The following is an 8,488-nucleotide window of genomic DNA, read 5'->3' as shown; positions in this document are numbered from 1 at the left end:
GCAAATTCGATCCGACGCCTCCCAAACAACGACGAGCGCTGCCCGCACGTCATCGCCATAAACCCGGCGCCCTGGTCGAGGACCACCCTTCGCCGGTTCGCGTTCTCCTCGCAGCAGTCGCATCGCATGCTTGCGATGAAAGCCCGTGAGCGCCACGAACTCGTCTAACATCCTCGCCTTCTCGGCCCGCCCGCCTAACACATAGCGACAACTGATCGCCGCCACCAATTCCGCACGTGTCGCCATGCTTACCTTCCTCATCACAGCTCCCGAGGTTGATTCGTCGGGAGCAATTTAGATGAGGCAATAACCCATTCTCAGGGAGCAGTTCAGGCGAGGCAATGCGCGTCTCATCCTGATCGCCGCGCTATAGTATTTCGGAAGCTGCGGCTCGAAAAAGCTTCTCGACGTGCGCAGCGTCGCAGATGCCCAACTCTATGGGCTCACCTTGCTGAGTGCGGATGCTGCGGTTGCGGTACCTAACTTCGATAACTGTCCCACGACCTATCGGAGCCGAGGGATCGGCCATGAAGTCTTGGCTGGCGCCCGGAACGGCAGGCCTGTCATGCCCATCGCGATAAAGCGTCTGCTGAGCATATCGGCCATTCGATCGAATGAAGATGTCGTCACCGATCGTGAAGCAAGCCTTTAGCCCGTGATTCTTGACGCCGATCATGCTTCGCTTGCGGGGTGCAAGATCGCCGGCTCCGCGAAGATACTTCAGGCGCTCCCAACCGTCCTCGTCGACCGGATCTCCGTTTCCTGAACACAAAAAACGATCCGCTTCGAACCTGAGCACAGTGTGCGTGGAGCCGGCGTCGATCTCGTTCTGGATGAGCTCGGCCACCAGATCGTCCGAACGAAGCCCGTTGATAAACTGCCAAAGCTCCGGAACGACGTCGGTACGAGTTTCGAACCGTGGCTTCGCTTGCTTGATTTGTTCATTCATCGATTTTCCGTTCCATCGGCTGCCCGGTATTCGCGAAATAGACGGCGGCCTCATCGGTAACAACGATTTTCACACTGTTGCTCTCCGTCACCCTCCTCTGCCCTCAATCAGCTGGAATCCTTAGGCACTCCACGCACTTCGATGCGGGTCGACCGTCGGGTTGTACCGGCTGAGAAGGGTGACCAGGGCTTCAGTACAATGGCATCCTCGCAGCAGTGTCGGTTAGATAGAACATCAGGCAGCCTCCTCCGTTACTAGAGTGGCGACATCCGCAACGCTGATCTGCCCTTCGTCCATCCAGTTGATGACAAGGAAACGCACAGGCTTCGCCGGGTATTGGGCGTATAGCAAGTCTGCATAGGCGCGCAGTTGCGGCAGATACTCTCCGAACCGCACATTGGGATCGGGGCAGGGGCCAGTCTTGTGGTCAACGATCATGAGCGCGTCGTCGCTTTCCGCCAGGAGATCGATGATGGCGTTGGTTTCCGAGCCATCGTCGGCGCGAAGCTGAAGCGGTAACTCGAAGCTCAGTTGATGGAAACCAAGACCGCCGAGCCAGCTTCGCAAAGAACTTACCTGACCTTCTATGCCTTTGATCGTATCGTCGGAAAGACCAGTCGCAGCCGGGAGCCGCGGAGCAAAATCAGGCCGCTCGGCGAGAACCCGAAAGGCCAGGTGATAGGCGGTACCGCGTTCCGTGGCTGAACCGAACTTTTGCCTCGCGACTGGAACTCCGAGATCGATATGAGTGAGTGCTGGCCTAAGCCCGCCATCCCGCGCAGCGAGACTTGAAGGGCTATTGCGCCATGGCGTTCGCGCAGCCGCTTCGGAAGTCTCGCCAACACCCCATACCTTGTGAACGCCAGAATCGACCGATGCTTCCGGATAGGCGTATTCGGTATCCTTGGGAATCGCGCGGCAAAGCGCCGGAAGTTTTTGCCCGCATACCGCAACCGTGCCTGATCCGAGGTGGAGTTGCGTCCGTCGGCGGAGGAGGTCTGCCATGGTCTCAGGACGTTCGTCTGGGCTTCCCTGTTTTGATGGCAAAGCCAGAACCAAGCGATCACGGGCGCGCGTCAGCGCAACGTAAAGGGCGCGGGCGGCCTCACGTTCATCCTGTTCGACGCGTCTGTCGGCAAAGACGCTTTGCGCCTCGGGACAGTCGAAGCTCGGAAACCAGCTCAGCCCGGCAGAATCCAGCACGTTGTTGAAGTTACCGAACGATGTGAACTCCGCTCGCATCGTATTGCCGCGTTCCGGGAACGAGAAGTCCATGCCGCCGACAATCGTGATCGGCCACTCACGTCCCTTGGATGCATGCCAGGTAGAGACTTCGATGCCTTCGACCTCCCAACCCTCGCGGTCGGGCCGATGGTCGAGGCCGCGTTCAGCCTGGTCGGCGAGCCAGCCGAGGAAGGATTGAAGAGAGTTGCCATGGAAACCTACGGCTTCACGCAAGCTTGTCTCAGCGCTGTCGAAAGCACTGGCCTCGGCAAAGAGCCGACCAAGCTCAGCTTCCGCAGCCGCTCTGTCGGGCAACGTCGAAATCCACTCTGCGATACCTGCAATCTGCAGCACACGAGGTAGCGCGGCGGAGACGGTAAGATGACGGGCCTCCTCTGCGAATGCGGCAAGTGCTCGGACACGGTCGAATTGAATGAGGTTGTCGTCGATCGCCGCAGCCAGCGAAGCATCCAGAGACATGCGGTCCGGCCCCAGCGACAACAGGAGCAGCGCTGCCAAGCGGTCAGTTGGGTCGGCCACAAGAGCCAGTGCGGCACGCGCTACCTGGATGCTCTGGGACAGGAACCAGCCGTCTTCGGCAAGACGAACCGGAAGCCCCAAGGCACGCAGCGATGTTGCGACCCTTCGGGCGTCGATACCCGAATAGACCAAAATCGCGATGTCCGCCGGGCGAACCTGACGAGTTTCCTGCGTACTCTTATCAATGATCGGGGTCTTCTGGTCGATGAGATCACGGGCATGAGCGGCAATCCCTTCGAAGACTTTCGCCTTGCTCCCATCGAACTCGATAAATTCGAGTGCTGTCTGACCGGTCTCGGGCCGCACCGGGTCGAGTGCATCGTACCCGCCCGGGAAGAGAGCCGGACCAATCGCGTTGACGAACGCCATGATCCTCGGGTCGGAGCGCCAATTCTGGGTCAGCGGATCGACACTCGTTGGGTGTGCAGCGTCGAGCGCTTCAGACAGGCGTGGGTCGGCGCCCTGGAAGCCCATGATAGCCTGTTTGCGGTCGCCGACGATCAACGCGCGGGCTGCACGGGCGGCAAGTCGCCACAGCATCGCGAACTGCACCGGGTTCGTGTCCTGAAATTCATCGATGACGACGCAGTCGATCTCGGCCAATACTGCATCGAGAATGTCCGGGCGCGTGCGTAGCAAGACTTCTGTTTCGACGATCATGTCGGCGTAGTCGATCAATCCTCTGGCGCGCTTCTCGGTCTCATAAGCGCTCATGATCTCCTGTGCGCCGAGGACCAAAGCCGTCAAATGCCTTTCGGCGTCCAAGAGCGGCCCCGGATGGTAGCGAAGCTCGTCGGCGGCTGCGATGACGGCACTGGTGAGCGGGTCGTAGCCCTCGGGCGTCTTAGTCTTGCTGTTAGACAGCCGCAGCTTGCGCAGTTTTTGCCACAGCGCCCAATCGCTGCGGAGGGCGTCCGTTCGCGCGGCGCGACGGAGCGCCTCGAAGTCCTTGCCGAAGTCTTCCTTGGCCGATTTCGCGGAAACGGTTTCGGCGATGCTTTCCGGGAACGAAGCGAGCAGGGTATTCACCGCCCGAGACAAGGCCATTTCGAGCCGGACTGCGTCCTTCGTGGTGCCGTAGGTCGCGCGCAGGTCGGCGATGGCCGGATCAATGATCTCCGAGGCCGCTCCGCGCTGCCCCAGTGAGCGCAGCAGGTCAATGGTTTGCATGACCTTTTTGCGTAGCCGTTCTTCGCCAGTGGCGTCCGAATTACGATCCCATACATAGCCAAAGCGCGGAAGCGCGTTCAGGATCGGGGTGAGGGCGGGAGCACGACCGATCTGCTGGCGGATGAGGAGGTCTCGCTCTGAGTCCGATAACAGCCGGCTTGCAGGAGAGCGGCCCGCGGCAAATGTATGCTCTGTTAGCAGCCGGAGACCGAGCGCGTGGATCGTGCCGACATAGGCGCTGTCAATCGCCAAAGCCTCGTCGATACGCCCCCTGGCCAGAAGGGCGCCCCTGATACGGGTACGCAGGTCGGAGGCCGCTACTTCGGTGAATGTGACCGCGAGGATGCGATCCGCCGATACCTCGCCTGAGACAACAAGATCTGCGAGCGTGGTTTCGATCCGGTATGTCTTGCCTGAGCCTGCGCCGGCAGGAACCAGTGTGATGCGGTCAGACATTGGTGTCCTCCAGGCTTGGGTCGGGGAGAAGGAAAGCGGCTACCAACGGATTGTCGAGCGCATAGGGTTTGATGCCGAGCTTTTTCTCGAACGTCTGCGTATCCGATGCGAGGTTGAGTGCAAGCCGCCCCTTCGAAAGATTCTTGATGTGCCAAGACACGATATCGTCGGCCGCCGATCCGATTTGACCGTTGACGGTGACCACGCCTTTCAGTCCTTTGCCTTCAGGTCCGGTAACCACCCGACCATCAAGTGTGCAGTGGTAAGCAGTGACGATGCGATCCGGGGTGATCTCGGCAAACTCTGGTGTCGTTGGGATCATTCGACGGTAAAGCTCGACCTGGAGATCTGCCGATGCTTCCATTCGCCTGCGGCGTGAGGAAGAGCTCGAGCGCTTGTGATCCACGACCATTATGCGGTCATCCGCCAGATGAAGGAGGCAATCTGCGCGACCGTTGATGGATAGGTGGTGATAGACGCCGGAAAGCAAGGTTTCGACGCGGCGGACCCGGGCACCATTGTCAATCAGGAAACGACCCCAGTTGAGTGAAGCCTCGAGCGCCTCTCTGGCAAGGTTGGTACGCTCGCTGACCCAGTTGTCACCATCGAGCCAGGGGGCCGTTTGGCTGACAGCGGTCTCAAAGGCGGCCGGAAATGCCACGCGGATTGCCGTTTCGTCCAAGCCACTCGCTCCTTCTGGAAAGAGCGTTTCCAAAGTGCTATGGACGAGCTTGCCCAGCGTTAGGACGTCAAGGGACTCCGGAACCCATGTTCGGTCTTCCGCGCCGATTTCGCCAAGGAGCCATCCAAGCGGCGAAACCAGAAGCGTCTCCAGCCGAGAGGGCGATTGCGGCTTCGTCGCGCCGTCCGCAGCCTTGCGTAGAGCGAAGGGGTCGCCCGGAATGTCGATTTCGGATCCTTCGGGCAAAACGGGGCGCGTGTTTTCTTCGTCCCAGTGGGCATCGGACGTCATTGCGCCCCTTAGAGCTTGCGAAGACTGAAACTGGCCGACTGCGTCAGTAATGAGGGCTTCAGCGTCTTTCGCACCGAGTGCGCGCGCTATCAGCGAAAGCCCTGTCGTAGGGGCAAGTTGCTTACCTTCAAGATCACGGGCCGAGGCGGTCAGTGTGATGTCGTCGGTAGTTGCGCCAAGCTGGCGACGAAACAGTTCGAGACGCCGGGCAAGTGTCTGACGGCGCGACGGGAGCTTGAGATCAGTCGCCCCCTCTATCATCACGATTTCGCTTTCGGTGAAGAATGGATTGGCGGCGACCGGGCGCGGCCAATAGGTTCCGGCAGCCCCCGCAACGATGAGGTGGCGGACCGAGCGCCATGGCAGGGCCGTCTCGCTGAAAACCGAGACACCTTCGACGAACCGACCTTCTCCATCCGGGCTGAGTGCTCCGGGAGCCGCAACGCGGGCGAGAGAGTTCCAATCGATGTAGTCGCCTTTAAGAAGCGGCCGTAGCGCGTTGATCCGCGGCATCAATAGCGCGGGATCGACCAGTTCGTTGGCGATCGAGCAGAGTCTGGCGATGAGCTGCCCCGGTGAGGAAACAGGCCGTAGCTCGTCGAAAATCTTTGAACCCGGTCCATTATACTCGCGGGTCGCCCTGGACCAGCCGCTCTCGATGTACTCGCTCGCGAAATCGCGGCCAGCGTCAGCGGGCCACTGCGCAAGCGGCGAGAGGCAAAGGCTTGCAAGCGCCATGCGCGGAGCGGGGCCTCGCAAGACTGCGAGAAGATTGGTTAGAAATTCACCGGCATGGTCACGCAAGGATAGCGGGGCTGCCATGCCTGAGAGCTGGAGCCCGATGCGATTAAAGGCTGGGTCAATTGCCAGCTGGTACGCCGGGTCATCGGGCACAAGCAGGCCGATGTCCTGTGCTCGATAGCCCTGTCTGATCAGCGCCTGCGTCCGGGCTGCTGCAAAGCTGATTTCCTCGCGCGGATCGCGCAAACCGAAGACCTGCAGGGTATCGTCAGGCGCAACGGGGGGACTCGTGTCGAGGAGATGCCGCTGGACATGGCCCAACGCCCCATTTCCCAGATTGATGCTCGCTGACTCGGGAACCGCGCCGAAAAGCGCGGAGAGGTGCGCCCGTAACGCTGCTTCGGCGCGGGACTCGTAGGGGCAGGGGCCGCCAATGATCGGCAGCGGCTCCAAAGCATCGTCACTTGAACAGCCAAGAACGTGCCGCGCTATATGGAGGTCTTCGGGCAATGCATCGTCCATCCGCTCCCAGAGCAATTTCAGGGCAGCGAGATGGTCGCGTGCGCGACCGCTAGGTAGATTGGATAAATCGATGGCTTGGACCGACAGGCCGGACGTGGCGAGAGCGAGTTGCCTCAGCGCAACGGCGATATGCTGGCTAACCTCGTCGGGAGCCACGGCGTAGCTGTTGCTCCATGGAGCGTTAAAGTCCTGCAAGATGTCCGCGAGTTCATAGGCTGCAGCCCGAGGAGCAAGGAATGTTGAGGCGAGGAGGTCCGGAGTGACTGGGCGCTCTGCGCCCGTTGTCGGTGATCGGGTCTCAAGAGGGGAAAGACGCATCGGAGCTCCAGAACGCAATTCACTTAAATTTCGAATGTTCTAAACTAAGGCGGGTGTCAAAATCTGGCATGCTCAGGGAAAGACCTCTACCGCTCCCCTCCGAACGTCTTCCAGTTGCTGTCTTAACTGTTTGGGAGCGACGACCTCAACGTGAAGACCCCACTGCAAAAGATGCCACGCCATTTCAACCCAGCCCGACGCTGAGAAGCGTACCTCGAACCTGCCGTCGGGAAGCTCGGTGGTCGTCTGCTCAGGATGGAACCGCCATTCGCGCGCATGGGGTGCGGCGACCGTCGAAAAGCGCCAGATCGTTTCCTGATATTCGCCCGGAGCGTGGTACGAACCGAAGCCGAGCATGGCGTGCTGAGCGAGCGAAAAGTCTGCCGGAAGAGAAAACGAGTCCGGAAGCACTTGCGGGTCTTCGATCAGGTCAATGCGGAACCGACGAAGGTTTCCGTCCGTCCGCTTTGGGTCGCGGGCGACGAGGTATCGCCTCGTACCCACGAGGATGCCGTAGGGCTCGATCGTCCGCTGCGTGCCGCGATAGGTGAAGCGGAGGCGGTAAGGACCGCGCAGCGCCTCGGAGATGATTTCGGACGTTTTATTGTCGAACTTCGCGATCGGGCCTGGACGAGCCAGTAACCCGTGCGCAGCGATAAGCGCTTCTGCGTCGGCCTCTGTTCTCAGCGCGGTGCGTTCCGGCAGGGCGGCGAGGAGGCGATCTCGTAAAGATTCGAGGATGGAGGCGGTGTCCTTATCGCCAGAGCCAACCAGCTGGGCAATTACGAGGTCGAGGGCGGCGAGCTCGCGGTCACCTCGAAGAGCCAGTGTAGCGAGCGTCGTGCCGCGGATTCGCCAGCGACTGCGTCGCTCATGGTCGATGGTGACGTGAACAGCGTGCGGAAATGCCGCTTCCAACGCACCGGTCATCCGTTGCGCCGTACGATGCGAGACCTGAAAGCGTTCTCGAATTTGTTCAAGCGTCACGCCTTCATGGCTGGCGCGCGCCATTTCGGTAAGCTCGAGCAAGACGAGTGCTTTTTCGAACGACATCAGGTCCCCACGACTGGCAAATGCACGTCAAAGATTGAATCTTCTGGTTTCCCGGAGAATGGCCGCCCGAATTTGACCAAGTTTGCTCCCTTTTGAAAGTGAACGCGGAGCTCCACATCCACAGGAGTGATCAAGGGCAGGAAGTAAGCGTACCGCGCCCAAAACTGGCCGAGGAATGGGAAGGGGTCGAGATACAGGTGCCCACTCCGCGGGTCTTAAATAAAGTGGAGTTGCCCCCAAAAGACCGGACATGCTCAGGTTTGAGATTGCGAGTTGATGAACTCGCGCGGTGATTGATATCCTAAAGCACTATGCGGGTGAAGATTGTTGTAATGCTCGAACCAGAACGGCAGTTGAGCGATGACTGTTTCAGCATCCGGGGTGGGGTTCACCGAGACGTAATCGCGCTTGAATGTTTTGACGAACGCCTCGGCCATGCCGTTCGACTGTGGGCTTCGCACCGGTGTCGTGCACGGTTCCATGCCGATCTCGCGGAGCAAGGATGCGGTGTCCTTGGCGATGAAGCAGGAGCCGTTGTCGGT

General features: G+C 60.0%; 5 protein-coding genes and 1 pseudogene. All 6 read right to left on the bottom strand.

Translation table 11 applies throughout. The features are described from left to right. Positions 1-261 (bottom strand): annotated as a pseudogene (locus BLU15_RS39940) (transposase); the annotation flags it as partial. Between the two features lie 106 nt (positions 262-367). Next, on the bottom strand, positions 368-949 hold the full coding sequence (locus tag BLU15_RS38500; protein ID WP_090302540.1) for a hypothetical protein: 582 nt from the start codon (positions 947-949) through the stop codon (positions 368-370). A 234-nt stretch (positions 950-1,183) separates the two neighbouring features. Beyond that, complete coding sequence (locus BLU15_RS38495; protein WP_090302538.1) at positions 1,184-4,339, bottom strand: UvrD-helicase domain-containing protein; 3,156 nt, start codon at positions 4,337-4,339, stop codon at positions 1,184-1,186. After that, complete coding sequence (locus tag BLU15_RS38490) at positions 4,332-6,893, bottom strand: PD-(D/E)XK nuclease family protein (protein WP_090302536.1); 2,562 nt, start codon at positions 6,891-6,893, stop codon at positions 4,332-4,334. The genes BLU15_RS38495 and BLU15_RS38490 overlap by 8 nt, the downstream gene beginning before the upstream one ends. 72 nt (positions 6,894-6,965) lie before the next feature. Further along, a complete protein-coding gene (locus BLU15_RS38485) occupies positions 6,966-7,946 on the bottom strand; it encodes a helix-turn-helix transcriptional regulator (RefSeq protein WP_090302535.1) in 981 nt (326 codons plus the stop codon). Positions 7,947-8,200: 254 nt separating this feature from the next. Beyond that, positions 8,201-8,488, bottom strand: a 288-nt coding sequence (locus BLU15_RS38480; protein ID WP_143034368.1) for an integrase core domain-containing protein, incomplete at its 5' end; no start/stop codon positions are given.

This window comes from Ensifer sp. YR511, assembly GCF_900103045.1.
GTDB classification, from domain to species: Bacteria; Pseudomonadota; Alphaproteobacteria; order Rhizobiales; family Rhizobiaceae; genus Ensifer; species Ensifer adhaerens.
Note: the sequence above shows the minus strand (reverse complement) of the source record. Positions and strands in the feature narration are given on the sequence as shown.

Bases quoted from the DNA above. Each gene is read 5' to 3' on its own strand.
- BLU15_RS38495 (WP_090302538.1), bottom strand. From the start codon at position 4,339: ATGTCTGACCGCATCACACTGGTTCCTGCCGGCGCAGGCTCAGGCAAG.
- BLU15_RS38490 (WP_090302536.1), bottom strand. From the start codon at position 6,893: ATGCGTCTTTCCCCTCTTGAGACCCGATCACCGACAACGGGCGCAGAG.
- BLU15_RS38500 (WP_090302540.1), bottom strand. From the start codon at position 949: ATGAATGAACAAATCAAGCAAGCGAAGCCACGGTTCGAAACTCGTACC.
- BLU15_RS38485 (WP_090302535.1), bottom strand. From the start codon at position 7,946: ATGTCGTTCGAAAAAGCACTCGTCTTGCTCGAGCTTACCGAAATGGCG.